Below are 24,899 nucleotides of genomic sequence, written 5' to 3'. Positions count from 1 at the left end.
ACAACAAAACGCGCAACAATTTACGCAAGGTGCGTTTTCTTTGCAAAAAAAAGAGGCCTTTATCACGGTAGTGAAGTGCAAAGTGATGAGAAAAGCAGCAAACCGGCACGAGCTATCAGCCATCATGGCAGTGATACCGTATAAACGAGCTGGACTGGTTTATGAGTAGGAGTAAAACAATGCCCCAACCCGATGTTCGTTCATCGTCAGCGGATCGCACCATGTTGAATTTAGGCTATCTTGGCCTATTACCGTTCGCGGGGGCCCTCGGGGTCAGTTGGACTGGGCTGACAGTTTTTGGCTTAGCTGGCGAACAATTGTTTATTACCTACAGTGCCGTGATTTTAAGCTTTTTATCCGGCGTGTTGTGGGGGAACGGCCTGGATAACCCACCTCCTACATCGAATCGGTATGCGTTGGTACTCAGTAATGTGTTCGCCCTGCTTGCATGGGGCGCATTGGTCAAAGGGGCGACACCTCTATCCCTGACCGTAAGCGTGCTTACGGCAGGTTACTTTTTAGTGTGGCTTACCGAACGGTGGATTCGATATCGCCAACAAAAAAACGATCAGCCAGCGGGGTACCAAACGATGCGCGATCGGCTCACACTTAGTGTGATGGCCTTTCATGCGTTGCTGCTCTTTGCAAATTAATACGTTTAAGCTGGTTCTTTTTTAGTTGGTTTGTTTTTACATAGTTGGCTGAACCTATTACAACTATTGGCCGTATCCGTTACCCTTGGCGCAGAAAAACAATTAATTTAGTGATGGTATTTAAGGGTAATGGGGAATCTATGACAATCATTCAGTATTTGCGGACGGTGTTTATTGCGCTCGGGATTGCAGTCGCCCTGAGTGGCGCCTATTTGTTCAGTGAAATTAGCTCAGTTAAAACCCAGTTCAATGACGTTGTCGAGCGCAATGTGCGTTTGCTCAGCACGGTGTCAGATTTACGCTATTACACGGTAACCTACCGCCGTTTTGCGCTCGATTATGGCCTAACCGATGATAAACAAGCGCATCGCGACATCCTGGTGAAAATTAAGCGCAATGACGAATCGGTACGTGGCGCGCTGACGGATATGAAAACGCTGACGGTTCGAGATAGCAACAGCGATGAAGTCACCACCATTGAGACACGTTTGAATGGCTATCGCGAGATGCAAAATGATTATATTCGTCTAATCGATAATGGGCGAATAGACGACGCTCGACGCAAAATGCTTGGGCCAATGTTAGCGCCTTTTGATCAAATAGTGGATAACCTAGCGTCGTTACAAGCTGATCTAGAAGCACAGGCCAATACCATCAAAGCACAAGAGTCTAAGAAAATCGAACAGCTGATTATCATAGGGATAGCGGTAATTGTCGCGCTGATCGTGTTGATGGTTATCGTTGCACTTTTACTCCAAAACCGTATCCGCGGACCATTGTCCTTACTGGTTACGCAAATGCAGCGGGTAGAAAGTGGCGATCTGACGCAACGGCTCGATCTTGCTCAGTTTAACCGTGATGAATTAGGACAGGCCGCCAATACATTCGATCAGATGCAAAGCAGTATCACCCACTTAATTGGTTCGCTGATAAAAGGCACACAGCGGCTACAAACGGTCAGTAACGAGCTTTCGACTCAGGTGACGGATACGGTCAACAGTGTTGAGCAACAGCGTAGTGAGCTATCACAGCTCGCCAGTGCTATGACACAAATGGAGTCAACATTTGGGGAAGTGGCGAGTAATACGGTCGCGGCGGCCGAGCACACTGATAAATCGCGCGAGTATGCCCAGCAAGGTCGAGAAACCTTTGAACAGTCTTACCAGCAAAGCGTGGCCGCGAAAGATCAAGTTAACGAAGCGTCGCAAGTGATTGAAGCGTTAACCGCAGACAGTGAAAATATCGGTAAGGTCTCAGAGGTGATCAGTACCATTGCCGAGCAAACGAATTTACTTGCCCTTAATGCGGCGATTGAAGCGGCGCGCGCCGGTGAGGCAGGTCGCGGTTTTGCTGTGGTCGCGGATGAAGTGCGCGGTTTGGCAACCAAGACGCAGTCATCAACCGATGAGATTAATCAAATCATCGAAGGGCTGCAAACCAAAGCGCGTCAGGCCTATCAGGTGATGAGTGACAGCCAAACATTAACCCAAAAAGGATTGGATGACGCCAAACGCGCGGCAGAGGCGATTGAGACCATCAATGCGTCAACGCAGCAGGTGTCAGAAATGACAGGGGCGATTGCGACGGCGACCGAAGAACAAACCACTGCCGCCGCTGATTTAAACCAAAACGTTGCAGCAATTCACCGTGCGGCGGAGTCTTTGGCTGAAACGGCAGAGCAAACGCGCCAAGCGTACGAGCGGTTAGAAAAAGAAAACGCGAGTATGAGTGAGCAGGCTCAAGCGTTTAGACTATAAACCGAAAAGCCAAGGCTCATTGTGAGAGCCTTGTTAACAACAAAAGATGCGCCTAAGTGGCGCATTTTTTATCGAAATAAATACAGAGAGAGAAAGTAATTCACATTTTGGTTGATAGCACGCAAAACGGCAGCAAGCCCGGCGTCGCTGTTTTCGGTCACATCCCAGGGAATAAATTTGCCGTAGCTTGGCAATGGCAGGCCCGATTGTACCGATGCGGGATTCAGAGCAATTAAATAATCGACATAGTCGAGTGTCAGCGCATCCAATGGCGCCGGCGCCAGATCGTAAGTCGATATTTGAAACTGGATCAGCGCTTGTGCGGCCTTATCGGTGCTCATGGTTTGCGTTGTGTGATAACAGTGCACATCAAAAAAACTGTTCGCTTTGCTTTTCATCATTGCGGCTGCCATTAACGACGCGCCGTATTTTCCATCACACAAAAAGAGTACCAATGGCTTGGCATCAGTGTTCAACCGTGTGTCCTCATTGTGGTTAGCATCTGTCATTGCCTTCTTTATCCAAATTGTTCGCAGCTAACATCTCAATTGTGATGTTATCTCGCTGCTATGTTATCGATGTTTCATCTATCCTAGCCACTTCCGCGCGCAGCGCTAGCGCACCTTGAGCAACTTTTGAGTGTGCTACCAATGCCTCTGGCTGTCATCAAACCTTCATCATTGCATAAAGGAACTGTCACTTTGTGCGCTTAATGTGTCTCCCCGTTAACCGAGTTCTTCGTTATGTGTAGATAAATTGATTTACACAGCACTAACTTAAATAATCGACTTGGAGGTTGATGTGAAACTTAAAGCTCTCTTTGCAGCGACGACAGTATCAATGGCCGTGCTGGCCTCAGGTAGCGCAACGGCTGCAAGCCGTGACTACATTAGCATCGTTGGCTCTTCTACTGTTTACCCTTTTGCTACTGTTGTTGCTGAGCGCTTCGGTCGCACGTCGCAATATTCAGTACCAAAAATCGAATCGACTGGCTCAGGCGGTGGACTTAAGTTGTTCTGTGCGGGCGTCGGTGAAAACACCCCAGATGTGACTAACGCATCACGTAAAATCAAAAGCTCGGAAATTGAACGCTGTCAGTCAAATGGCGTCGACGAGATTGTCGAAATCAAAGTCGGTTATGACGGTATCGCTATCGCAAACTCGAAAGTATCGCAACAGTATGATCTCACCCTAAAAGATATCTACACCGCACTCGCTAAAACCGTCCCAGACGCTAACGGCAACTTTATCGACAACCCCAATGACACGTGGAAAGACGTGAACCCATCACTGCCTAACACCAAAATCGAGGTGCTAGGTCCACCACCAACATCAGGGACACGTGATGCGTTTGTTGAGCTAGCCATGGAAGCGGGCTGCTCCGAGTATCCCGAAGTCGCAGCACTTGAAGACAGTAACGAAGACAAATTCAAAGCGATTTGTCACGGCATGCGCGAAGACGGTGCTTTCATCGAAGCCGGTGAAAACGATAACTTGATTGTGCAAAAGCTTGAAGCAAACCCAGATGCGCTTGGCATCTTCGGTTACAGCTTCCTTGAGCAAAACGCAGACAAAGTACAAGGCTCTAAAATCTCGGGTGTTCTGCCAACATTTGATGCCATTGGTACCGGCGAGTATCCCGTATCACGTTCACTGTATTTCTACGTTAAAAAAGCGCATGAGAACGTGATTCCTGGCCTGAGCGATTATGTGAAAGCGTTCACCTCAGAAGAAGCAATGGGCAGCATGGGATATCTCGCTGACCGTGGCCTTATTCCACTGGGTGAAAACGAGTGGCAACAAGTACGCAGTGCTGCCGTCGATTTAAAACCAAACTTGTAAGCGCATTGTGAATACGAAAGGGTGGTACGTGTCACGTACCCCCTTTAATCGTGTTCAGGAGGAACAATGACAACACCCATGCTGATGACCGTGATTGCTATTATTGCAATTTCCGGCTTTTTTATTGCTCGAACGCGTTCTATTAAGCTTGCCAACATGGCTGGTGGCTTGAGCAAACTGCATTCTCGACCTAACTATTACGGCTCATATGTCGCCATTTTGGCGGCGATTCCGGCACTGGTTCTCTTATTGTTGTGGCAAGCGGTAGAACCGAACTTGATCCACAGTTTGGTGATGGCACAAATTTCCGATACGTACGTCACGCAGTTCGGCAATGCGGATTTGTTATACAGTCAAATCGGTAATATTGCTCGTGGCATCACCCAAACTGACGATGCTGTCTTGTTGGCTGCGGCGGACCATTATCAAACCCTGAACCATTTAGGGACCACATTACGATTCACCGCAATGACTGCACTTGCGTTGGCGGGATTAGCCTTTGGCTGGCGCTCGCTACGACTGCGTTTACGTGCCCGCAATCGGGTCGAAAACGTGATGCAGGGCTTTTTATTGTTCTGCTCAACCCTCGCAATCTTAACCACATTCGGCATTGTGCTCTCAGTGTTGTTTGAAGCGATGCGATTTTTCCAAATGATCCCCGTGACCGAGTTCATCTTTGGCACCGAATGGTCGCCACAGATTGCACTGCGTGCAGATCAACAAGCCTCGAGTGGTTCTTTTGGTGCGATCCCGCTATTTACCGGCACTTTGATGATTTCATTCATCGCCATGTGTATCGCGGCACCGGTTGGGTTAATGAGTGCCATTTACTTGGCTGAATACGCGTCGCCCCGTGTTCGCGGCATTGTTAAGCCTATTTTAGAGATCCTTGCGGGGATCCCGACAGTGGTTTACGGCTTTTTCGCAGCGTTAGTTGCGGCGCCATTTATTCGTGATGTTGCCCATGCGATCGGCTTTACCAGTGCATCGTCAGAAAGTGCACTCGCAGCTGGTGCGGTGATGGGCATTATGATCATTCCGTTTGTCTCCTCGCTGTCCGATGATGTGATATCCGCCGTGCCTCAGTCACTGCGTGATGGTTCATTAGGGCTAGGCGCTACCCCCTCTGAAACCGTGCGTCAGGTTGTGATTCCTGCCGCGTTACCAGGCATTGTCGGTGGTTTATTGCTGGCGGTATCACGCGCGATTGGTGAAACCATGATCGTGGTGATGGCAGCAGGATTATCGTCTAACTTAACGGCGAACCCCTTGGAATCGGTGACTACGGTCACGGTTCAAATCGTGACATTGTTGGTCGGTGACCAAGAGTTCGATAGCCCTAAAACGCTGGCTGCATTTGCTTTGGGTCTCACGCTGTTTGTTGTGACGCTAGCGCTCAACTTCGTGGCGCTACGCATCGTGAAAAAATATCGAGAACAATATGACTGATAAAATCGAAAAAATTGCGCAAGAGAAGCGTGCTAGGGTAAAAGCAGGCCTTGCGAAACGTCGCGGAAAAGAAAAGCGTTTCCGCTGGTATGGTATGACATCGATTTTTCTCGCTTTCACCTTCTTGGTATTGCTGATTGGGTCGATTGTCTCCCAAGGGTATACGGCGTTTTACACCACCGAAATCCGTTTAACGGTTGATCTCAGTGAGCAAAGCTTGGGCATTGAGGGAAAACCACTGAACGATGAAACATTGGAATACCTCAGTTATCGTTCGGTATTGGCGAAGGCCATATTTAATGCGATGCCAGAGGTGACCTCGCGGGGCGATAAACGTGATCTATTTCGCTTTATCTCTACGGGCGCGGAATATGATTTGCGTGACCGCGTTGCCGCAAACCCCGATCTGGTCGGACAGAAGATTGAGATTTGGGCATTGGCGGGTGATAACGTCAACCAATTCAACAAAGGCAACATCGACGGAAAACTCCCAGAGTCAAATCGTCAGTTTAAAGACAAGCACATAAACTGGTTTAACCAACTGGAAGATGATAATCGCGTACGCACCGTGTTCAACACGCGCTTCTTCACCAATGGTGATAGCCGTGATGCTGAATTAGCGGGCATTTGGGGCGCGACTGTTGGGTCTTTCTACACCTTGTTGGTAACACTGGCGTTGAGTTTCCCGATTGGTGTAGCAGCCGCGATTTACTTGGAAGAGTTTGCGCCACGTAATCGCATTACCGAAATTATTGAAATTAACATTAACAACTTAGCAGCCGTGCCCTCGATTGTGTTTGGCTTGCTGGGTCTGGCTGTTTTCTTGAACTTTGCTGATCTGCCACGCTCGGCGCCAGTTGTTGGTGGCTTAGTGCTCACGCTCATGACATTACCGACGATTATTATATCGAGTCGTTCGGCGATTAAAGCGGTTCCGCCCTCGGTACGTGATGCGGCTTTGGGTGTGGGTGCATCTAAGATGCAAATGGTGCTTCACCACGTCTTGCCATTGGCGATGCCAGGCATGTTAACCGGTACCATTATCGGGATGGCACAAGCACTCGGAGAAACGGCACCGCTACTGATGATCGGGATGATCGCGTTTATCGTTGATGTGCCATCCGGTCCGCTTGATGCGGCCACAGCGTTACCCGTGCAAATCTATTTATGGGCAGAGAATCCTGAAAAGGGCTTTGTCGAAAACACCTCAGGCGCAATTATGGTACTGCTGGCATTCTTAGCCTTTATGAATGCCTGTGCGGTGATTATGCGTAAGCGTCTCGAGCGACGCTGGTAAGTCGGGAGAGAGAATCATGACGACGACAACAATGAACAACCTAACCATGACTGAAGATGTAGTGGAAGCCGCACCACAAAGCACACAAGCACCGAGTGAAACCTGTGGTATTCCGTTTGTTGATATGCCACGCATGACAGCACGAAATGTGTTCGTTAATTATGACAACGGGTCTAAGCCGGCGATTAAAAATGTGAGCCTTGATATCGGCGAGAAAGAAGTGCTTGCGATGATTGGGCCATCAGGCTGTGGTAAATCGACGTTCTTGCGTTGCTTAAATCGTATGAATGATACGATCTCGGGCTGTGAGGTGACGGGGGACATCATTTTGGGAGACACTGACATTTACCACCGCGAGAGTGAAATTGTCGAATTGCGCTCACAAGTCGGCATGGTGTTCCAACGTCCTAACCCGTTTCCTAAATCCGTGTATGACAACGTTGCTTATGGCCCGCGTATTCACGGCTTGGTCGATAGTAAAACTGACTTAGATGAGCTGGTGGAGCAATCGCTGACACGCGCCGGTTTGTGGAATGAGGTTAAAGATCGCCTGGATCAGCCGGCAACCGGCTTGTCTGGTGGTCAGCAACAGCGACTTTGTATTGCACGTACTATTGCGGTCGCACCGGAAGTTATTTTGATGGATGAGCCGTGTTCAGCCCTCGATCCGATTGCCACTGGGGTGATTGAAGAGCTGATCTCGGATTTGAAGAAGAACTTCAGCATTGTGATTGTGACGCATTCCATGCAGCAAGCAGCTCGTGTGTCTGATCGCACCGCTTATTTTCATCTCGGTAGCTTGGTTGAGGTTAACACAACACAAAAAGTGTTTAATGATCCTGAGCATAAGCTGACGTCTGACTATATCAATGGTCGTTTTGGTTAAATAAGCAACGGGTTGGCAGAGGGGAAACCTATTCAAATAGGTGTTTGCTGATAATTTCAGCACTTAAGCGTGAGAAAGTAAAAACCTACTTTACATCGCACTGAGTAGCCTCTACTATACGCCCCGTTCCGGAGAGATGGCTGAGTGGTTGAAAGCACCGGTCTTGAAAACCGGCAAGGGTTAATAGCCCTTCTAGGGTTCAAATCCCTATCTCTCCGCCACATACTAAAAAGCCGCTGCTCAGTCAGCGGCTTTTTTGCGTTTATATCCCCCCCCCATAACTCCCCAAACCCTGACTGCGCCAACATTTTAGGCGATTATGCCTAAACAGCTATTCTGCACTCTGGTACGCTAACTCTTATATTTCTGTCCCTTACATGGCCTTTTGGGCCCCAGTGGTTTGCGGCAACATCGGTATTGCGTTGCTCACCACTTAGGCGAGCGTTAGTTCCCCAGAGGCAGCAATCAATCCGTAGGGAATTTTTGTTTCTGGTGGAGTACACGCATCACTTGGATAATATCGCCCTCGTCCCAGTAAGAAACAATCATCGAAATCTCAGGAATAATGAGTAATCGACCGCGGATGCCATCTCGTTGTGCACCCATTAAAGATTGTTCAAGCAAGTTTTCTACTTTTGCTTCAATGAGGTTGTCAGTTTTTTCTGCCGCATCAGGGTTGAAGTCATAGAGAAACTCGAAGATCTTTTCACGATCAACAAACGACTCAAGAGGGACTGTCAACGCGTGGCGTTTCGCAGCGACGCCGCGACTGATTGGTCTCTGTAGACGGATGTTAGAAATCCCGCGACGGTTGAGGTAGCATTGCCGACTTTTTCTGCGGTGAGAGGCATTTATGTATATCGGCTTTGACTATGGTACAGCCAATTGTTCGGTGGCGAAGATTGAAAACGGTCAACCGACGCTGTTACGCCTAGAAGGGGACAGCTCGTTTATTCCTTCCTCCCTTGCCGCACCTACGCGCGAATCGGTGTCTGAGTATCTGTTTCGTCATCGGGGCATCAAGCCGCTAGATACGATTGGCGAGCAGATGTTACGCCGCGCCATCCATGTAAACCGAGAGGAAAGCATTGAACTTGAGGCGGAGGACATGGCGTTTGGTCAAGCGGCGCTCGATCGTTATCTCGATGATCCGCGTGATATGTACTACGTGAAATCCCCTAAATCTTTCCTTGGCGCGTCAGGTTTGCGTGATGCCCAACTGCGCTTTTTTGAAGACCTAGTATGCGCAATGATGGATAACATCAAAACGCAAGCCGAACACCAAACCCAACAGAGTATTCATGATGCGGTGATTGGTCGGCCGATCAATTTTCAAGGCCGTGGAGGCGAGACGGCAAACCACCAAGCCGAAGGTATTTTGCTCAATGCGGCTAAGCGGGCGGGCTTTAAACAGGTTGAATTTCAGTTTGAACCGGTCGCTGCCGGTCTGGACTATGAAGCGACACTGAGCGAAGACCAAATCGTTCTTGTGGTCGATATCGGTGGGGGCACCACAGACTGTTCATTGATTGAGATGGGGCCATCATGGCGCGGTAGTAGCGATCGTAGTGCAAGTTTGTTAGCGCACAAAGGTCAGCGTATTGGCGGCAATGACCTAGATATTGCGTTGGCATTCAAACAAATGATGTTCCCGTTTGGGATGGGCAGTAAGATGGAATCTGGCATTGAGATGCCGATTACGCAGTTTTCCAACCCCATCGCGATTAACAACGTACAAGCGCAAAACGATTTCTATGCGTTTGAAAACTTGGCGGTGCTCAAAGGGCTGCACAAGCAAGCGCAAGAGCCACATAAACTGGCCCGTTTGCTTGAGGTATATCACGAGTCGTTGGGTCACAACATTGTCCGTCGTGCGGAAGAGGCAAAGATTGCGTTGTCGGATCAAGCGGCTTATCGAGCGGGCATTCAACTGTTCTCCGAGCGCGTGGACGTTGATGTAACGCGCGATAACATGATTGATGCGATTGAGGCGCCCAAACGTAAGATGATCGCCTTAGTGCACGATGTGGTCGCGCAGGCCGATGTAAAGCCTGACGTGATTTTTATGACAGGTGGCTCGGCGCGCTCGCCCTTCTTACGGGAGGCTGTACAAGCAGAGCTGCCGAACATTCCTGTAGTGAGTGGCGACTACTTTGGCTCAGTCACCGCGGGCTTAGCGCGTTGGGCGGAAGTCTGCTTTAAGTAACCGTCGCTTGACGAACTGGGTTTGACGCTTACTTGTAATACCTTGCGAAAGAAAAAAAGTTGTCAATAATAGGAACCCTACTTAGCGAAAACTTCCGTATTTTGATTAGAAATCATGCACCAAGGTGGGGGGGTTGGCGCGAAATAGCTTGGTTAGGGCAGACTTATATCGCCAACCCAATGCCAGTAGTCGTTTCGCTAAGCTTTGATTTTGAATGGTGGCAACTTCAATGCCGCGGTAGTGATGCGGATGCGCTTGAATGTAGTCGATAAACGCCGTCAGCACCCCTTGGCCGCGAACGTTGGGAGCAAATTGTAGCGAAACAATCGATAATCGCTGACTACCGATCGGACAGTGAACCAGACAATAGCCGAGTGGGTGCTTGATAGCGGTGGAGAGCTCTGGAAAAGCACGCGTCTGATGACGTTGGGCCAATTGGTCATAGCCGTGGCATAGGTGGTTAAGCAGTTGCCGAGCGTTATCATCCATCGAAGTGTCTCTGAAGAGGTCGAAACGTAGCCACCATATTAGGGATTTTATTTTTTCGAAAAACAGAAAAGCGCAAGCCACGTATTTGCCTCTTTTGGGCACAATAATCGCGCAAAAGCCGCGATTTCTACGCCAGACAACCAGCTAGTTTTTAAAACTGTGCGCGATATCAATCAATGTATGCGCTGATAAAATAGGAATTAAACATGTTTCCAGCCACATGGCGCTCTAAGCGTTTGTGTTTTAGTGCGTTTGAGTACAGTGATGCAAAGCGCGTTAAAGCACTGTTTGAGCAAAATCAGCATCTGCAATATCAAGATCCCACGTTTAAGCCTTGGTCGTTATCCACCTATCAATCATTGATTGCCGACAGTGCGGAGAAAAAGGCGCCCGACGTAGAAGAGGCCTTTTACCTTCGTCGCATTCAGACCCATGACGGTAAAGATATTGGCTACTTACAAATCTCACTCAATGCGCCGGATACACAGAGTGTTTGGCTGCCCATGCTCACTATTTCTCCAAGATATCAAAAGCATGGCTATGGCAGCGAAGCGGTTGCGAGCGTGATTGAAACCGTGCAAGCTTATGGGGACTATCGACGCATGGGGGTGAATGTTTATGCCGAGAACATTCGCGCGTTTCGATTCTGGTATCAGCAAGGGTTTTGTCGTATTACCCATTTTGAACCCGAGCAAGACGAGGGGCGTGATTATCACTGTGTGGTGCTCTATCGAGACCTTATGTCGTGAACAGCGCATGTCTTTTCGGGAATCGACAAGATTACGTCGCTTGAGCCATGTTATGGAAGGAATTAGGTAAACGAATGATGAAAAATAAATCAGTCAACCGAGTGCGATTTAAGCGAGCCGCGATGGGGGTCGCGTTTGCACTAGGCGTGATGAGCCTGGTGCCTGGGCAGGTGTACGCTGCTAACACCACACACGCTGAAGTACAGCGCGAATCCGGTCTGTATCTACAAGATTTTGATCGTTCGGTTCGTCCACAAGATGACTTGTTCCGTCACGTGAACGGTACTTGGTATGACCAAACCCAAATCCCCAATGATATGTCCAGCTATGGTGCGTTCCGTATCTTGGCTGAAGAGAATGAAAAGCGTCTGAAAGGCATCATTGATGAGCTGGTGGCGCGTGATGATCTCAAGCCTGGCTCCAATGAGCAAAAGCTGCGTGATTTTTATCTTAGCTATATGGACCAAGATAAAATCGATGCCCTAGGGGTGACGCCAATCAAACCTGAGCTCGATCGTATTGCCGCGATTTCCTCGAAGCCTGCGCTGATTTACGCGATGGCCGACTTGCGACGAGTTGGCGTTGGGATCCCGTTCAGTTTTTATGCATGGGCCGATGCGAAAAACCCTGACTATAACGCTCTGTATCTAAGCCAAAGTGGGTTGGGCCTGCCGGATAGAGACTATTACTTTCGTGATACCGAGGACGCTGAGCGTATCCGCACCGCGTATAAAAGCTATCTCGAAGACATGCTGCGCTTAGCGGGTTACGATCAGGCCAAACAACGCGCTGATCGAATTTATCAGCTGGAGAAAACGCTGGCAGAACACCACTGGACACGCGCTAAACGCCGTGACGCGCAAGCAACCTATAATAAAATGCCCATTGAGGCGCTCAACCAGTTGATGGGCGAGTTTGATTATGCTCGCTTTGCCAAGCGCGCGGGTATCGACAAAGCCGATGAGGTTGTGGTGCGCATGCCGTCTTATTTTGAGGCGCTAGGGCAGGTGTTTGAGCAAACCAGTTTGCAAGCGTGGCAAGATTATCTCACCATTCGCACGCTCAATGCGTTTGCACCGCGCTTAAATCATGAGCTGGTTGAACGTCAATTTGCGTTCTATTCCAAAACCCTTAACGGCATTCCTGAGCAGCGTGACCGTTGGAAGCGGGGCGTGCAAGCCACCGAAGGGGTGCTGGGTGAAGCGCTCGGCCAAGAGTATGTCGCCCGCTACTTCCCGCCAGAAGCCAAAGCGCGTATGGAAACCATGATTGATAACTTGCGTGCCGCGTTTAAAGACTCGATTGAATCATTAGCGTGGATGAGCGATGAAACCAAAGCGAAAGCATTGGATAAGCTGAGTAAATTCACGCCCAAAATCGGCTATCCAGAGCAATGGGAAGATTACAGCGCGCTGACCATTAACGCCGATGACTTGATTGGCAACAGCAAACGTGCCGCACGCTGGGGCTATCAAGATATGCTGTCGCGGATTGGTGCGCCAGTTGATCGCAAAGAGTGGGGTATGACCCCGCAAACGGTCAACGCTTATTACAGCCCAACCGCCAATGAGATTGTGTTCCCCGCCGGGATCTTACAACCACCGTTTTTTGATATGAATGCGGATGATGCCGTGAACTATGGCGGTATCGGCGCGGTGATTGGTCATGAAATGGGGCATGGTTTTGATGATCAGGGTTCGCGTTATGATGGCGATGGCAACCTATCAAACTGGTGGACGGATGAGGACCGGGCGCGCTTTGATGCACGCACCCAAAAGCTGGCCGAGCAATTTAGCCAGTTTGAGCCATTGCCGGACTTGTTCATTGACGGCAAAGTGTCTTTGGGTGAGAACATTGGTGATTTAGTCGGCTTGACCACCGCCTTCCGCGCCTATCAAAAATCGTTGCAGGGTGAATCGTCTCCAGTGATGGACGGGTATACCGGCGAGCAGCGATTCTTCCTCAGCTGGGGGCAGATTTGGAAAATGAAGATGCGTGAAGATGCCCTGCGTGAGCGCGTGTCGCTGGGTCCGCATGCGCCACCGCAATATCGCGTGCTCGGTGCGCCGCGCAATGTCCCTGCGTTCTATGAAGCCTTTGATATTAAGGAAGGTGATGGCATGTATTTACCCGAAGATCAGCGGGTGAATATCTGGTAATCTCTGATGCCGCCTTCAAGGCGGCATTTTTGTTTCGGAGAGGGAGAATATTGATGAGCAAGTTTACCGAGTACAAAGTCGTTCATATTGTTGAAGGTGGTTGCGGCACCTTATTGCTGGGCTCAAGTGGCTTGCCGTTGCAACGCCTCGAAGCCGAACTCAATCAATACGCACAAGATGGTTGGCAGGTTGTTTTTCAAGTGATTGAAAAGAAACGTTACATGCTGTTTTGGCAGCGTGAGGCTGTGATTGTCACCCTAGGTCGCTAATGCTCAAGTATTTGTCGCTTAGTTTGATCCATCGTTACCAAGCTAAAGGTGGATCAAAGAAACGGTTCAATATTGCGTGTAATTTCGAGCCGAGCTGCTCGGAGTACACGCGCCAAGCGATCGAAAAGTACGGCGCACTTCGCGGCTGGCAACTCGGCTTAGCGCGCATTCGTCGTTGTAATGATCCCGATGCAGTAGAAATAATTCACGATGAGGTGCCTTAGATGCGGATAACGCAACCATGGCAAGAGCTGGAAACACAGGAAGCCTTGCTGCGTGATCAAGTGAATGGCTTAACCCCAAGCCAGAAAAAACGCTATTTTGCCGAGCAAACCAGACAACTGAAAGATCCAGACACCTATGCGGTACTCAATTGGGCTTTCTTAGGCGGATTCCATCATCTTTACTTGCGAAAGTACCGGTTGTTTATCGTAGAATGTACGTTATTGGTAATCGCCATTATTGGCTTAGTGATGAGCCAGCCGTATTTCGCTTTGATTTTGGTTGGTTTAGTGCTATTTGAATTACCACAGCTTTTTTTGGCCCAAAAAATTGCCAGGCAGTACAACTACCATGTATCACGCTCAATTTATGAACACGTCCGCCACGGTGACTAATCCATGAAGCGCCGTCGGATCCGTAAACGCCACCAGCATCAATTCTTTTTATGCCAGAAGACATATCGTCGCGCCTTAATTGATTTAATTGAAGCAGATCCTGTGAGGATGCGAGCATTACGATGTGTTCAGTCTCTCAATTTGCCTCAGTGCTATATCGCCGCCGGGTTTGTGAGAAACCTTGTCTGGGATGCGATGCATAAATATCCGCCAAGTGCGCTGAATGATATCGATGTGATCTACTATGATCCGAGCGATACCAGCCGTGAGCGTGAGCAATATCTTCAAGGGTTACTCCAAAAAACCATGCCAGAGATTACCTGGCAAGTCCGTAACCAAGCACGGATGCACGAAAAGCACCAAGACCCCGCGTATGCTGGCACCCTGGACGCCATGCGATTTTGGCCTGAAAAAGAAACGGCCATTGCGGTCCGTCTCGATATGAATCAGCGCTGTGAGATCATTGCCGCGTTTGGGGTTCAGTCGCTGTTCGAGTTGAAGCTGAGCCATAACCCGGCACGGCCATGGGCTGTTTTTCAGCAGCGTATTGAAGAAAAACAATGGTTAACCCATTGGCCTAAACTGACCGTGACCACCCAGTGCTCAGTCGCTGCCAAGCCGATTGATGAAGAGTAAAGCCAAATAGAGTGCGCCTTGGCACAGATTGGCGAAAACACAAAGGGCATACTACCCCAATCTTCTGATTGGTAAGTAAATGGACGACAATGAAATACCGCATGGATGCAAGCCCGAGTGATGACGATATTACCGCTATCCGTCAGGGGCTAAAACAAAGCAACGCCCCCTTCTTGGCAGGTCTCCCTGAGGGCACGCTTGCCGGCTACGCCTATAATGACAATGATGAGCGCATCGGTGGCATTGTTGCCAATACCTGGGGCCAATGGCTATTGATTAAATACCTTTGGGTCGATGATGCTTTTCGCCATCGTCATGTCGGCAGCCATCTATTAGATAATCTGGAAGAATATGCCAAGGACATAGGCTGTAAAATGGCGTTTGTCGATACCTTCAGCTTTCAAGCCAGACCCTTCTATGAAAAGCACGGTTATCAGTGCCAAATGACATTGACGGACTATCCTGTTGATCATGCACTGCACTTTATGACCAAGGTGCTTAACGAAGCTTAACGAAGCTTAACGAAGCTTAACGGCCACGTTTGTCTTGTTCGTTATGTCAGTGTCTTGTTCGTTATACCAGTGATAAGTATGAACGCGTTAAAGTAAATGAATTGGCTTGATACAAAAACGCCACGAGCAAGGCTCATGGCGTTTACGTATGATTCAATAGATAACCGCTATCGAATCAATAACAGAGGGACGGGCGAATCAATCACAATGCGTGTGGTGGTGCTACCCACAAACAGCTGACGCAGCTTGGTATGACCGTAAGCGCCCATGGTGATTAAGCCCACATTTTGTTGCGCTTGGTACGCCAACAGAGCCTGAGCGGGCTCACCCGATAAACGTGCTTGAACAACATCGACACCTTGGGCGGTTAAGCGTTGGGCTGCACGTTCAAACGCCTCTGAATGTGCGTCGTTATCCACCATCACCAAATGACAGGTCATGCCCTTAAGAAGGGGCGTGTTCAGGGCTTTCTCTACCAGTTTTTCACTGACCTCACTGCCATCAAACGCGAGAAGGTAGCTATCGGGTGGGGTGACATCCCCGGTGGCAATCAAAATATGATTGTGAATACGGCGGACGACGCTTTCGAGTTGCGATCCAATCGCTTTGGCATCGTTCTGGTGCAAATCACCGGACCGGCCAATCACCAGCACCCGCATGGTCGATTCAAGCGCTAGCAAAGATTCAAGCAAGTGGCCATGTTGCTGCAAGCGCGTGACCTCGGTCAGCCCCTTTGATAGCGCCACTTCTTCGCACTCATGCAATAGGGCCTTACCATGTTGCAAGGCCAGTTTGGCACGCTTTTCATCCAGCTCGACCAGCTCACTCATGAGCTGATCGCGACTGCCTAAACCAATACTGCCTGATAACTCAGAATCGCTACTCGCGGGTTTTTCCAACACATGTAAAAAGGTCAGCGGTGCAGACAGGCGTGAAGCCGCCCAAACGCTGAGATCTGTCACCGATTGGGTGTACGACGCACCATCAATACAAGCAATAATTTTATTCATCGTGCGCTCCTTAGTGTCCGCCCATCATTTTTTCCACTTCTTCCGGATTATCATGGACGCCAAACTTGTCCACAATGGTGGCGGTTGCTTCATTCATGCCCACTAAATTTACCTCGGTGCCTTCACGGCGGAATTTAATCACCACGCGGTCGAGCGATGAGACGGCAGTAACATCCCAAAAATGCGCATCAGAGAGATCAATGGTGACGCGTTCAACGGCTTCTTTAAAATCAAACGATGTAATGAACTGCTCGGAAGAGGCAAAAAAGACCTGCCCAACAACGCGATAGGTACGCTCGTCAGCTTGGGTTTGCTCGCTTTTAACCACCATAAAGCGACCAATTTTGTTGGCAAAGAACAAGGATGCCAATAACACACCGACCAAAACACCAATGGCTAAGTTATGGGTTGCCACTACCACAATCACGGTGGTGACCATCACAATATTGGTCGACAAAGGATGGGTTTTAAGATCTTTGATAGAGCTCCACGAGAATGTCCCAATCGAGACCATGATCATCACCGCCACTAGGGCCGCCATGGGGATCAACTTAATCCAGTCGCTTAAAAACACCACCATGATCAACAGAAGTGTACCGGCACACAGGGTGGATAAGCGTGAACGACCGCCGGATTTGATGTTAATGATCGATTGACCAATCATCGCACAACCGGCCATACCACCAATAAAGCCGGTGGCAATATTCGCGATACCTTGGCCTTTACACTCGCGGTTTTTGTCACTGCCGGTGTCGGTCAAATCGTCCACAATGGTAGCGGTCATCATCGATTCGAGCAAACCGACTACCGCTAGTCCCGCTGAGTACGGGAAGATAATCATCAAGGTTTCCAGGTTAAGCGGCACATCGGGCCATAAAAACACCGGTAAGGTATCTGGCAGCTCGCCCATATCACCCACAGTCCGAATATCTAACCCAACGCTAATGGCAAGCGTTGTTAGGACCAAAATACACACCAATGGCGATGGCAATAATTTACCGACCACAGGAACGTATGGGAACAAATAGATAATGGCTAATCCTGCCAGCGTCATGGCATACACGTGCCACGTCACATCAGTGAGTTCGGGTAACTGGGCCATAAAAATGAGGATCGCAAGGGCGTTAACAAATCCAGTGACCACCGAGCGTGATACAAAGCGCATGAGATCGCCGAGCTTGAGGTAACCGGCTAGAATCTGCAAAACACCCGTTAGTACGGTGGCGGCCAATAAATATTCAAGGCCGTGCTCTTTAACCAGTGTCACCATCAGTAACGCCATGGCGCCGGTTGCCGCAGAGATCATCCCAGGTCGGCCACCGACAAAGGCAATGATCACTGCAATACTGAATGAGGCATACAGCCCCACTTTTGGGTCGACACCCGCAATAATAGAAAAAGCAATCGCTTCTGGAATTAACGCTAGAGCTACCACAATGCCAGCCAGCACGTCACCACGCAGATTGGAGAACCAATCACGTTTCATCGTTTCAATCATGAACAGTCTCAGTCTTTTAAAGGAATATGATTATACAAGGTGAAAAAATAAGGCGGGAACGACTAGGGCGGCGTCATGCGCATGGCAACTCTCCTTTATAAATAAAAAACGTGATGATAGTCACTGACTACTCTCTATTCAAGACCCAACCCCAAATATCGAGGTTTAATCGCCAAGCTCATCGTTAAGGTACTACCAAAAGCGGTTTTTAAAGATAAATTTGACGATATTACGATTATTTTGTTAGTTTGGTAGGACCAAAAGCGAGGAGCCATCATGACAGCATCCACAACCAGTCTGTTTCATCCGGTACAAATGGGACGTGCCAGTGAAGACGTTGCCTTGCAGATCGAATCTGCGATTTTATCGGAAGCGCTGAAGCCGGGAGACAAGTTACCCAGTGAACGTGAGCTACAGCAACAGTTTGGGACGGGGCGTGGAGTGGTACGCGAGGCGATTCAATCACTCAAACAAAAAGGCTTGATTGAAATTCGTAAAGGGCAAAAAGGTGGAGCGGTTGTCCGCCAGGTTGACGTGCACAATATTAGCGAGTCACTGGCATTGTTCTTAAAACAAAGTCACGTCAAAGCAGACAAAGTGGCGGAATTTCGTGAAACCGTCGATCACAGCTTAGTACTGCTCGCGATCAGTCGTGGAACAATAGAACAAAAGCAACAGTTAAACGATAAGGTCGCCGAGCTTGCGGCACTTGCCAAAGATGATGAGCCCGATCTCGCTCGCTTAGGGGAGCTCGACCGAGCACTGAACTTGTTGATTGCTACCATGTCGGGAAATCCGATTTTTGAGTGGGTGATGCATGCGATACAGCAAGGGTTTAGCTCACACGACTATGCGCTTTATCAGGCGACAGATTACCGTCGTCTTACAGTGGAAAACTGGCAACAGACCGTTAACCACATTATCGCTGCGGAGCCGTTTAAGGCACAAGCAACGATTAGCCACCATTATCGGTTGCTACAACAATGCATTGATGCACAAGTATCAAGCGAATTATAAAAATCATCAAAAAGGAAACCTCTACACAATCATACCCATCACCCGTGTTGCGATTATTCCGGGCTTATGCCCTGCGCGCGGGAAGGACAAAAACTGGAGGTTTTATGGGACAGCAACAAAATTACGACTACATCATTGTTGGTGCAGGCTCGGCAGGCTGCGTACTGGCGAATCGTTTAAGTGCCAATCCAGATAACAAGGTGCTGTTACTCGAGGCGGGACGCCCTGACTATCGTATTGATTTTCGTATTCACATGCCTGCGGCGTTAACCTATCTGCTAACAGATAGCACCTATAACTGGCTCTATGAATCCGAGCCCGAACCGAATATGCATAATCGCCGCATTGCGCAGCCGCGCGGTAAAGTGCTGGGTGGTAGCAGTAGTATTAATGGCATGATTTATATTCGTGGTAATGCGTTGGATTATGAAAAGTGGGCCAACGATCACGGGCTGAAAAAATGGGATTATGCCCATTGCTTACCGTATTTCCGCAAGTGTGAGACGCGATTAAAAGGCCAAGATGACTATCATGGCAACAATGGTCCGCTGGCGATTGAAACCGCACAATGTGATAACCCTCTGTTTAGTGCGTTCTTTGACGCGACGCAACAAGCGGGCTATCCATTGACCGACGACGTGAATGGTTATCAGCAAGAAGGCTTTGGTATTTTTGATCAAAATATCTATCGCGGCCGTCGTCACAGTGCTGCCCGGGCGTATTTACACCCGGTCATGAACCGTAAAAATCTGACAGTACTGACAGGGGCAACGACCGATAAGATCGTGTTTGAAGGTAAAACCGCGATTGGGGTGGAATACCGTAAGTGGGGTCGCAAAAAAACCGCTTATGGGGCTGAAATTATCAGCTGCGGCGGCGCGATTAACTCACCCAAACTCTTACAATTATCCGGTGTAGGTGATGAGAATACGCTGAAAAACTTAGGTATCAAACCGGTGCATCATTTGCCAGGCGTGGGAGAAAACTTACAAGATCACTTAGAGCTGTATGTGCAGTACGAATGTAAAGAGCCTGTGAGTATGTATCCGGCCTTGAAGTATCACAATCAGCCCAAAATTGGTTTTGATTGGCTTTTCCGTCGTAAAGGTGCTGCCGCGACCAACCACTTTGAAGCGGGTGGATTTGTGCGCGGTAACGACGAAGTCGCCTACCCGAATTTACAGTTCCACTTTTTGCCGTTGGCGATCCGTTATGATGGTTCGGCACCGAACAAAGGACATGGCTTCCAGTTACACGTTGGGCCGATGAATACCGATGTGCGTGGCCATGTCAAAATTCGTAGTACCAACCCGGATGAGAAGCCAGAGATCTTCTTTAACTACCTTTCAACGCCACAAGAGCGTAAAGAGTGGGTGGAAGCGATCCGTGTCTCTCGCGATATCATTGCCCAGCCGGCTTTTGATCATTTGCGTGGCAAAGAGCTTTCACCGGGCAGCGAGGCACAGACGGATCAGGAGATCCTCGATTTTGTGGCTCGAGAAGGGGAAAGTGCGTATCACCCAAGCTGTACCTGTAAAATGGGCTTGGCGAGTGACGAGATGGCCGTGGTGGATGAATCGCTGAACGTCCATGGCGTGAATAACTTGCGTGTGGTGGATGCCTCCGTGTTCCCGGCGATCACCAATGGCAATTTGTACGCACCGACGATTATGGTGGCAGAAAAGGCCGCTGATATGATCATGGGCCACACGCTTTCGCCGGCGAAAGATGCGGAATACTACCGCTATCTTCCTGAGCATGCCTCCGCACCGGAAGAAGACGCGGCGCTGGCTTAAATTCTGCCTGCGTTAGGCGTTAATCACCAAGAGCCAGCCATGCTGGCTCTTTACTCGTTTAAAGCCCCGCCATTTTTTGTCTCTGTGTCTTCCAAATGGGGTGATACGTGGAGAAACTTGGGTAACGTTAATGTGACCGTCACGCCTTGGTTAACGTCAGAGTCAAATTTGAGCTGGCCTTGCAGCTTTTGATACACCAAATTAAAAACAAGGTTCAGTCCCAACCCTGATCCTCCTTTGCCGCGCTTGCTCGTATAAAAGGGCTCAAAAATGCGTTGATGTAAGTCGGGAGGCACCCCCACACCATTGTCAGTATATACGATGTCAACCTCGTCGTTATAGTCTATCACTTTGATGTGGATATTCGGATTGCTTACCCCTTCAAAGGCATGGCGAACGCTGTTCATCACTAAGTTTGAAATGACTTGCGTTAATACGCCCGGCAAGCTATTCATCAGTAGTTCCGCATCGCCCTCGACAACAGGTGTCACTGGGACTTTTTTCGTTTCAGGATGCAGGCTCCCTACGAGCGCATCCAGGGTTTGTACAGGGCGGAATTGACTGCGGCTCTCAGAGACTTGGTCGACTGCGGTTTGTTTAAAATCTCGAATCAAGCGGGCGGCACGATTGAGGTTATTTTCTAGCATGCCAGTGCCGTCTGTGATTTGTTGCATCCATTCTGTGTATTGTTGGCTGGTTAGCGTTTGCTGCTCGAACGCGGTATTTAAGCGTGAAACGGCCTCTTTAATTACTGAGTTGGCGGTTACGGCTATCCCAAGTGGTGTATTGACCTCGTGGGCGACGCCGGCGACTAAACGTCCGAGCGCCGCGAGTTTTTCTGATTCGACCAACTGATTCTGTGCCGCTTTGAGATGGGCCATACTGTGTTCTAAATCTTGAGTTCGCGTTTCAACGGTAGCCTCCAAGGTTTGATTCAATTTTTCTAGCTCAAACTGTGTTTGCTTTAGCTCGGTAATATCAATTGCTGTCCCTCGAAAACCGACGAAGCCTTGATGGTTGAAATGCGCGACGCCCTGGAAAATAAAATAATGGGTATTGCCGTCGAGGGTGATCTGCTCCTCACACATGGTGAAGTTTTCACAGGCATCCATTTTGTTTAGCAGCGACGCGCAATGGATAAGTGCTGGAACCGCTTTTATTTTTGTGGGGGGCTCAATGGAAATAGCCAACGCAGACTGCATTGCTTCTGAACAAAAGGTGAGTCGCTGTGTCGCGTCGGTTTCCCAAAGCCAGTCTGACGCAGCGTTAGTAAAGTCAGCTAATCGTTGTTGCTCTAAGATAATATTTTGATAAAGGTTACTTATCCGTAAGGTGATTTTATTGGTTTCGTCAGCGAGCCAGTCCAGTTCGTCATTTTTTTCCATGATAAACTTACGATGTTTTAGGTTTAGCGGCTCATGAGTCGGTGCTAACGGATCAAACTGACGTAAATGCTTGGCGATGGCGAATACTCGCTGGCTGACACTTTGGTGAAATACCCACAGGATTAACGCGCAGACAATCAGTGTTTTAACGCCATTAAGAAGCAGCGTGACTAAAAATTGTTGTAGCAACACGTCATAGATTTTTTGTGTGTCTGATTCAATCTTTAAAACCCCGAGTTCGATACGACGCTCGGTGTCTGGGTGCACGTAAGTCAGCACTGTTTCGCTCGTGACCGTGCTTTGTGTGTTGGGTTGACCGGCATCTAAAACAACCCCATCAAACTCAACGGATAGGTAATCAATATAGGGTAAATTAACCAGACCGTTGAGGCGGTTCTGCGCACTGACCAGATCAAAGACCCAGAGTGAGGATGCAAGCAGATCTGCATGCACATTCTTGATTTCATATTGGCGTTTATCAACGTTATTGAATGCCTCTTCATAGTCCCATGATAGTTGCAAGAGCGTTGTCATGATGGTGAAAACGCCACTGAGAAGTACCATCAATAAAATGATCCGCCGTCCAACAATGCTAAACAGTGGATGACTTAACCCTTGTTCAAATTTTTGCAGCTTTCCCATGCTCTTTTTATCGCCTTAGTGCTTGTCTTTGCATACGTTTCGCGAGCTGCGAGTCGATAAGCTCAAAGGGATTAAAAACATAAATTTAGCGCCTTTTCCTGGCTCTGATTCAAATTGAAGCTCGCCTTCTAACTTTTGCCGAACCAAATTAAATACCAGATTCAGCCCTAGGCCTGATCCGCCACGTCCGCGTTTAGTGGTATAAAAAGGTTCAAAGATACGATGATGTAGAGCGGGATCAATACCACATCCGTTGTCCTGATAACTGAGGTACAGATGGTCGTCTTGTGTTTCAAATTCAATAATGATTTCAGGCGATTGAGTATCCTCAAAAGCATGATTGATACTGTTCATGACAAGGTTTGAGATAATTTGAGTGATCACACCAGGTAAACTGTACATCCGTATATTGTTATCACCTACAACCTGCGGCGTCACTGGGACTTTACGCGTTTCTGGATGCAGGCTAGCAATCAATGCATCTAAGGTTTGTTTGACATCGAATTCAGTGAGTGCTTCAGAGACTTGATCGACCGCGGTTTGTTTAAAGTCGCGAATAAGACGTGTGGCACGTGTTAGGTTATGCTCGAGCATTTGTATGCTCTCATTCGCCTGCTTCATTAAAGAAGCAAACTGCGTGCTGGTCAGGGTTTGGTTTTCAAATGCTTGATTGAGCGTTTTGGTGACGTCTTGAACAACCGAGGAGGCGGTAACCGCGATCCCCAACGGGGTATTAACTTCATGTGCAACGCCGGCGACTAAGCTGCCTAACGCGGCCAGTTTCTCTGACTCAACTAACTGCTCTTGCGCCGCTGTTAGGTGTTCCATACTTTCTTGCAGCTCTCTAGTTCGCTCATCCACCGTTAACTCTAGATTTTGGTTCAATGCTTCCAGTTCAAATTGCGCGGCTTTGAGCTCAGTGATATCAATGCCGGTACCACGAAACCCCCGAAAGCCATTCACACCATGATGGGCGATCGCTTGAAATACAAAATAACGGCTTTGCTCTCCGAATGGGATGGTTTCTTCACACATGGCAAAGTCTTGTTGATGATTAAGATAAGTCACAAATTGCTGACAGCCAATGCCATGCACTAAGTCTTTGAGGTTGGGAAAGCGATTGGCCCCTAAACCGAATGCTTGTCGCATTGGCTCAGAACAAAAAGTGAGCTTGAGATCGGCATCGGTTTCCCAGAGCCAGTCAGAAGATACATGGGTAAAGTCCGATAACCGTTCACGCTCTAACATAATATTACGGTAAAGCGTTGACATATTATTGGTGATTTTATTCGTTTCGTCGGCAAGCCAGTCGAGCTCATCCTCTCTTTCCATAATGAAGCGCTTTCTCGGCAAAATGAGTTTTTCTTCTTTGGGATCGAGTGGGTTGTAGTGGCGAAGAAATTGCGCAATTTTAAAGACTCTTTGACTGACGGTATAATGAAAGACTAAGAGAATGAAGAAGCAAACCAGTAAGGTTTTTATGAGGTTGAGTAGCAAGGTAATAAAAAAACGCTGCGTCAATTCGGTATAGATGGTCTGGATATTTGACTCAACATAGACGGTACCGACGCGCTGCGTTTTACCTGTATCTGGGTCATCATATTCCAGTGGGTACTCATTCACCATCTTTTTCAGGTCGACTGGCTTGCCTGCCTCAAAAAGATAGTTTTCGGACCGTATGGCTAGGTAGTCAACATGAGGAAGGTTGACTAATCCATCGATTCGCTCTTGAACACTGGTGAGATCGTAAATCCACAGTGAGCTCGCGATTAATTCGGCGTGGATATGCTCAATTTCATCATGGCGATTTTCCACTTGACTAAAGGCTTCATCATACTGCCAATAGCTCTGTAACACTGTGGTCAATAGCGTGAAAAAACCGCTGAGACAAACCATAATTAGCAGAATGCGTCGGCCTACCAGGCTGAAGAAAGGGTTACGAATGCTGTCATCGAATTTATGGCTTCGGGTCATAGATAGACTGTCGCGCTGTAATGATGATTAAGAGAAAAATCTAAATGTAAATCTTC

The 24,899-nt window shown here is 48.6% G+C and carries 23 protein-coding genes and 1 tRNA gene; 17 read left to right on the top strand and 7 right to left on the bottom strand.

All coding sequences use genetic code 11. The features are described 5' to 3' along the window. Positions 1 to 179 precede the first annotated feature (179 nt). Positions 180 to 653 carry a DUF3429 domain-containing protein gene (locus BZG81_RS05350; protein WP_241827355.1) on the top strand — a complete coding sequence of 158 codons (474 nt, stop codon included), beginning with the start codon at positions 180 to 182 and terminating at the stop codon, positions 651 to 653. A gap of 140 nt (positions 654 to 793) precedes the next feature. After that, positions 794 to 2,410 carry a methyl-accepting chemotaxis protein gene (locus BZG81_RS05345; protein ID WP_175993598.1) on the top strand — a complete coding sequence of 539 codons (1,617 nt, stop codon included), beginning with the start codon at positions 794 to 796 and terminating at the stop codon, positions 2,408 to 2,410. A gap of 68 nt (positions 2,411 to 2,478) precedes the next feature. On the opposite strand, the gene BZG81_RS05340 is transcribed toward BZG81_RS05345, so the two are convergent. Beyond that, positions 2,479 to 2,919, bottom strand: a complete 441-nt coding sequence (locus tag BZG81_RS05340; RefSeq protein ID WP_021023116.1) for a hypothetical protein — start codon at positions 2,917 to 2,919, stop codon at positions 2,479 to 2,481. Positions 2,920 to 3,211: 292 nt separating this feature from the next. Between BZG81_RS05340 and BZG81_RS05335 the strand changes: the two genes are divergently transcribed. The 5 genes from BZG81_RS05335 (at position 3,212) to BZG81_RS05315 (ending at position 8,105) form a co-directional block, all read left to right on the top strand. Beyond that, complete coding sequence (locus BZG81_RS05335; RefSeq protein WP_077676900.1) at positions 3,212 to 4,252, top strand: substrate-binding domain-containing protein; 1,041 nt, start codon at positions 3,212 to 3,214, stop codon at positions 4,250 to 4,252. A 66-nt stretch (positions 4,253 to 4,318) separates the two neighbouring features. Then, entirely contained in the window at positions 4,319 to 5,701 is a 1,383-nt protein-coding gene (gene pstC / locus BZG81_RS05330; protein WP_021023114.1) for a phosphate ABC transporter permease subunit PstC, read from the top strand. Beyond that, positions 5,694 to 6,998 carry a phosphate ABC transporter permease PstA gene (gene pstA / locus BZG81_RS05325; RefSeq protein ID WP_077576674.1) on the top strand — a complete coding sequence of 435 codons (1,305 nt, stop codon included), beginning with the start codon at positions 5,694 to 5,696 and terminating at the stop codon, positions 6,996 to 6,998. Before pstC ends, pstA begins: the two co-directional genes overlap by 8 nt. Positions 6,999 to 7,131: 133 nt before the next feature. Further along, entirely contained in the window at positions 7,132 to 7,884 is a 753-nt protein-coding gene (gene pstB / locus BZG81_RS05320) for a phosphate ABC transporter ATP-binding protein PstB (RefSeq protein ID WP_443216218.1), read from the top strand. Positions 7,885 to 8,014: 130 nt separating this feature from the next. Then, positions 8,015 to 8,105, top strand: a tRNA-Ser gene (locus BZG81_RS05315). Between the two features lie 244 nt (positions 8,106 to 8,349). Here BZG81_RS05315 and BZG81_RS05310 read toward each other — a convergent pair. After that, entirely contained in the window at positions 8,350 to 8,625 is a 276-nt protein-coding gene (locus BZG81_RS05310) for a type II toxin-antitoxin system RelE/ParE family toxin (RefSeq protein WP_077676898.1), read from the bottom strand. A gap of 112 nt (positions 8,626 to 8,737) precedes the next feature. Here BZG81_RS05310 and yegD point away from each other — a divergent pair, with 112 nt between their 5' ends. Then, positions 8,738 to 10,090: a molecular chaperone gene (gene yegD, locus BZG81_RS05305; protein WP_077676897.1), complete on the top strand. Its 1,353-nt coding sequence runs from the start codon at positions 8,738 to 8,740 to the stop codon at positions 10,088 to 10,090. Positions 10,091 to 10,195: 105 nt separating this feature from the next. Here yegD and BZG81_RS05300 read toward each other — a convergent pair whose 3' ends face one another. Further along, a complete protein-coding gene (locus tag BZG81_RS05300) occupies positions 10,196 to 10,579 on the bottom strand; it encodes a hypothetical protein (RefSeq protein ID WP_077676896.1) in 384 nt (127 codons plus the stop codon). A 206-nt stretch (positions 10,580 to 10,785) separates the two neighbouring features. On the opposite strand from BZG81_RS05300, the gene BZG81_RS05295 reads away from it, so the two are divergent. The 7 genes from BZG81_RS05295 (at position 10,786) to BZG81_RS05265 (ending at position 15,521) form a co-directional block, all read left to right on the top strand. After that, positions 10,786 to 11,328, top strand: coding sequence for a GNAT family N-acetyltransferase (locus BZG81_RS05295; RefSeq protein ID WP_077676895.1), 543 nt, complete (start codon positions 10,786 to 10,788; stop codon positions 11,326 to 11,328). Between the two features lie 74 nt (positions 11,329 to 11,402). Further along, positions 11,403 to 13,487: a M13 family metallopeptidase gene (locus BZG81_RS05290; protein ID WP_198533629.1), complete on the top strand. Its 2,085-nt coding sequence runs from the start codon at positions 11,403 to 11,405 to the stop codon at positions 13,485 to 13,487. A gap of 53 nt (positions 13,488 to 13,540) precedes the next feature. Further along, positions 13,541 to 13,756, top strand: coding sequence for a DUF4177 domain-containing protein (locus tag BZG81_RS05285; RefSeq protein ID WP_021022754.1), 216 nt, complete (start codon positions 13,541 to 13,543; stop codon positions 13,754 to 13,756). Beyond that, positions 13,756 to 13,980, top strand: a complete 225-nt coding sequence (gene yidD, locus BZG81_RS05280; protein WP_077676894.1) for a membrane protein insertion efficiency factor YidD — start codon at positions 13,756 to 13,758, stop codon at positions 13,978 to 13,980. The genes BZG81_RS05285 and yidD overlap by 1 nt, the downstream gene beginning before the upstream one ends. Continuing rightward, positions 13,981 to 14,373 carry a hypothetical protein gene (locus BZG81_RS05275; protein WP_077461264.1) on the top strand — a complete coding sequence of 131 codons (393 nt, stop codon included), beginning with the start codon at positions 13,981 to 13,983 and terminating at the stop codon, positions 14,371 to 14,373. A gap of 108 nt (positions 14,374 to 14,481) precedes the next feature. Next, entirely contained in the window at positions 14,482 to 15,009 is a 528-nt protein-coding gene (locus BZG81_RS05270; RefSeq protein ID WP_241827357.1) for a nucleotidyltransferase family protein, read from the top strand. An 89-nt stretch (positions 15,010 to 15,098) separates the two neighbouring features. Continuing rightward, positions 15,099 to 15,521, top strand: coding sequence for a GNAT family N-acetyltransferase (locus BZG81_RS05265; protein WP_021022758.1), 423 nt, complete (start codon positions 15,099 to 15,101; stop codon positions 15,519 to 15,521). A gap of 167 nt (positions 15,522 to 15,688) precedes the next feature. Here BZG81_RS05265 and BZG81_RS05260 read toward each other — a convergent pair whose 3' ends face one another. Both BZG81_RS05260 and BZG81_RS05255 read right to left on the bottom strand, forming a co-directional pair. Beyond that, on the bottom strand, positions 15,689 to 16,531 hold the full coding sequence (locus tag BZG81_RS05260) for a universal stress protein (protein WP_077576522.1): 843 nt from the start codon (positions 16,529 to 16,531) through the stop codon (positions 15,689 to 15,691). A 10-nt stretch (positions 16,532 to 16,541) separates the two neighbouring features. Next, positions 16,542 to 18,029 (bottom strand): SulP family inorganic anion transporter, encoded by a 1,488-nt coding sequence (locus BZG81_RS05255; protein ID WP_021022760.1) that lies wholly within the window; start codon positions 18,027 to 18,029, stop codon positions 16,542 to 16,544. Between the two features lie 276 nt (positions 18,030 to 18,305). On the opposite strand from BZG81_RS05255, the gene BZG81_RS05250 reads away from it, so the two are divergent. After that, positions 18,306 to 19,046 carry a FadR/GntR family transcriptional regulator gene (locus tag BZG81_RS05250; protein WP_021022761.1) on the top strand — a complete coding sequence of 247 codons (741 nt, stop codon included), beginning with the start codon at positions 18,306 to 18,308 and terminating at the stop codon, positions 19,044 to 19,046. 104 nt (positions 19,047 to 19,150) lie between these two features. After that, positions 19,151 to 20,842, top strand: coding sequence for a choline dehydrogenase (gene betA, locus BZG81_RS05245; protein WP_077676892.1), 1,692 nt, complete (start codon positions 19,151 to 19,153; stop codon positions 20,840 to 20,842). Positions 20,843 to 20,892: 50 nt separating this feature from the next. Here the strand turns inward: betA and BZG81_RS05240 are convergent, their stop codons facing one another. Continuing rightward, positions 20,893 to 22,869 (bottom strand): sensor histidine kinase, encoded by a 1,977-nt coding sequence (locus BZG81_RS05240; RefSeq protein WP_077676891.1) that lies wholly within the window; start codon positions 22,867 to 22,869, stop codon positions 20,893 to 20,895. A 15-nt stretch (positions 22,870 to 22,884) separates the two neighbouring features. After that, the gene (locus BZG81_RS05235) at positions 22,885 to 24,843 is read right to left on the bottom strand and encodes a sensor histidine kinase (RefSeq protein WP_077676890.1); all 1,959 of its coding nucleotides are present in this window, start codon (positions 24,841 to 24,843) and stop codon (positions 22,885 to 22,887) included. Positions 24,844 to 24,899 lie beyond the last annotated feature (56 nt).

This window comes from Salinivibrio sp. MA607 (assembly GCF_001996245.1).
GTDB lineage: Bacteria > Pseudomonadota > Gammaproteobacteria > Enterobacterales > Vibrionaceae > Salinivibrio > Salinivibrio costicola.
This window is presented reverse-complemented; position numbering and strand designations above follow the sequence as displayed.

Excerpts from the sequence above, each read along its gene's own strand:
- BZG81_RS05350 (WP_241827355.1), top strand. The coding sequence starts at position 180 with ATGCCCCAACCCGATGTTCGTTCATCGTCAGCGGATCGCACCATGTTG.
- BZG81_RS05345 (WP_175993598.1), top strand. The coding sequence starts at position 794 with ATGACAATCATTCAGTATTTGCGGACGGTGTTTATTGCGCTCGGGATT.
- BZG81_RS05340 (WP_021023116.1), bottom strand. The coding sequence starts at position 2,919 with ATGACAGATGCTAACCACAATGAGGACACACGGTTGAACACTGATGCC.
- pstC (WP_021023114.1), top strand. The coding sequence starts at position 4,319 with ATGACAACACCCATGCTGATGACCGTGATTGCTATTATTGCAATTTCC.
- pstA (WP_077576674.1), top strand. The coding sequence starts at position 5,694 with ATGACTGATAAAATCGAAAAAATTGCGCAAGAGAAGCGTGCTAGGGTA.
- pstB (WP_443216218.1), top strand. The coding sequence starts at position 7,132 with ATGACAGCACGAAATGTGTTCGTTAATTATGACAACGGGTCTAAGCCG.
- yegD (WP_077676897.1), top strand. The coding sequence starts at position 8,738 with ATGTATATCGGCTTTGACTATGGTACAGCCAATTGTTCGGTGGCGAAG.
- BZG81_RS05300 (WP_077676896.1), bottom strand. The coding sequence starts at position 10,579 with ATGGATGATAACGCTCGGCAACTGCTTAACCACCTATGCCACGGCTAT.
- BZG81_RS05295 (WP_077676895.1), top strand. The coding sequence starts at position 10,786 with ATGTTTCCAGCCACATGGCGCTCTAAGCGTTTGTGTTTTAGTGCGTTT.
- BZG81_RS05290 (WP_198533629.1), top strand. The coding sequence starts at position 11,403 with ATGATGAAAAATAAATCAGTCAACCGAGTGCGATTTAAGCGAGCCGCG.
- BZG81_RS05285 (WP_021022754.1), top strand. The coding sequence starts at position 13,541 with ATGAGCAAGTTTACCGAGTACAAAGTCGTTCATATTGTTGAAGGTGGT.
- yidD (WP_077676894.1), top strand. The coding sequence starts at position 13,756 with ATGCTCAAGTATTTGTCGCTTAGTTTGATCCATCGTTACCAAGCTAAA.
- BZG81_RS05275 (WP_077461264.1), top strand. The coding sequence starts at position 13,981 with ATGCGGATAACGCAACCATGGCAAGAGCTGGAAACACAGGAAGCCTTG.
- BZG81_RS05270 (WP_241827357.1), top strand. The coding sequence starts at position 14,482 with ATGCGAGCATTACGATGTGTTCAGTCTCTCAATTTGCCTCAGTGCTAT.
- BZG81_RS05265 (WP_021022758.1), top strand. The coding sequence starts at position 15,099 with ATGAAATACCGCATGGATGCAAGCCCGAGTGATGACGATATTACCGCT.
- BZG81_RS05260 (WP_077576522.1), bottom strand. The coding sequence starts at position 16,531 with ATGAATAAAATTATTGCTTGTATTGATGGTGCGTCGTACACCCAATCG.
- BZG81_RS05255 (WP_021022760.1), bottom strand. The coding sequence starts at position 18,029 with ATGATTGAAACGATGAAACGTGATTGGTTCTCCAATCTGCGTGGTGAC.
- BZG81_RS05250 (WP_021022761.1), top strand. The coding sequence starts at position 18,306 with ATGACAGCATCCACAACCAGTCTGTTTCATCCGGTACAAATGGGACGT.
- betA (WP_077676892.1), top strand. The coding sequence starts at position 19,151 with ATGGGACAGCAACAAAATTACGACTACATCATTGTTGGTGCAGGCTCG.
- BZG81_RS05240 (WP_077676891.1), bottom strand. The coding sequence starts at position 22,869 with ATGGGAAAGCTGCAAAAATTTGAACAAGGGTTAAGTCATCCACTGTTT.
- BZG81_RS05235 (WP_077676890.1), bottom strand. The coding sequence starts at position 24,843 with ATGACCCGAAGCCATAAATTCGATGACAGCATTCGTAACCCTTTCTTC.